The sequence below is a fragment of the Leisingera sp. F5 genome (genome assembly GCF_001593695.1).
The window spans coordinates 1-1,219 of the sequence record NZ_LUKH01001166.1 but is presented as its reverse complement, the minus strand read 5'-3'; the positions used below and the strand labels follow the sequence as shown (position 1 = coordinate 1,219).

General features: G+C 64.2%; 1 protein-coding gene. It reads right to left on the bottom strand.

Going from position 1 to position 1,219, the window contains the following annotated elements:
* A partial coding sequence (locus A2I95_RS39815) for a PEP/pyruvate-binding domain-containing protein (RefSeq protein WP_291737861.1) occupies window positions 1-1,219 on the bottom strand: 1,219 nt, incomplete at both ends.

The window sequence follows — 1,219 nt, the reverse complement described above, 5'->3', positions numbered from 1 at the left end:
GGCGATAGCGATGCCGATGGTATCGTCCAGCTCATCCGGCAGGTTGGCGGGTGTCGGAACAGCGCCAATCGATTCTACCGCGCTGCTGAGCAGGGAGTTCAGCAGGGCAGGCGCCTCGGCGTAGCGGGGCGAGGACAGCTCGTAATCGAAGATCGAGCGGTGGCCCATCAGCTGCATGGCACGCGTCTGGGCGTCCTTGCCGGTGCAGGAGGCAATCAGGCTGGAGGGCGCATTGGGCAACTCGGCGTGCATCAGATGGGCGCGCAGGGCGGGATCGCCTGCGGCGGCAGTCCCGGCTTCGCCCATGGTGAAGCCTGCCAGGATATTGATCTTTTCCGCCTCCAGATAGATTTCGCGGATGAACAGCTCCTTGAGCGTGGCGATGGTTTCCAGCAGCTTGTCCTGCGGCAGGGCGGCATAATCCACGGCCTGCCAGATCGCCAGCTTGTTCTTCAGCTCCGGCATCACCTCATCCCGGAACCGGGTGATCATCGGATGCGCCTGCTTGCGCAGCTGCTTGGCCTTGGAGGCCGTCAGTTTCAGGGTCATACCCTGTTTCAATTCCACATCGACATAGGTTTTGCCGAACAGGTTGACCAGATGGCCGTCGCGCCCCTCGGGCAGGCCATAGGGAACACCCAGCTCGCGGCAGGCCAGGTCGACGCTGCCGCCGGGCGCCCACAGATCGCTCATCAGCGAGAAGGAGAGCGGCGTGGGGCGGGGCAGGACCTCGGACATTTCGTCCTGTTCCAGGATGGTTTGGTCCGGATCTGCATCCGCGTAGCGGTCCAGCACATCGCGCCATTCGGCGAGACGGGTCTGTTCCTGCTCGGTGCCCAGGCTGAGGGTGGTGATGTCGCGGCTTTGCACAATCTGGAACTGGCCGTTGGCATAGGCCCATTCCACGTCCTGCGGGGCGCCGAAGGTGTCCTCGATCTGCTTGCCAAGGGCCAGCAGCGGCGCCATATCGAGCGTCTGGTCCTGATCTTCTGTTGCCGGCAGGCCGGTGTAGCGGCCGAAACGCAAGCTGGTGGGGGTGACGCGGCCTGACACCAGATCCTCGCCGCAGCCTTCGACCCATTCGATCATCGCCATGCCGGGCGCCATCGGGTCCTGGGTGAAGAGGACGCCGGCAAATTCCGCCTGCACCATCTCCTGCACCACGATATTGCCCTGATCGGTGCTGTCGCCCTCGCCGGAATAGCTGGCGGCACGCGCG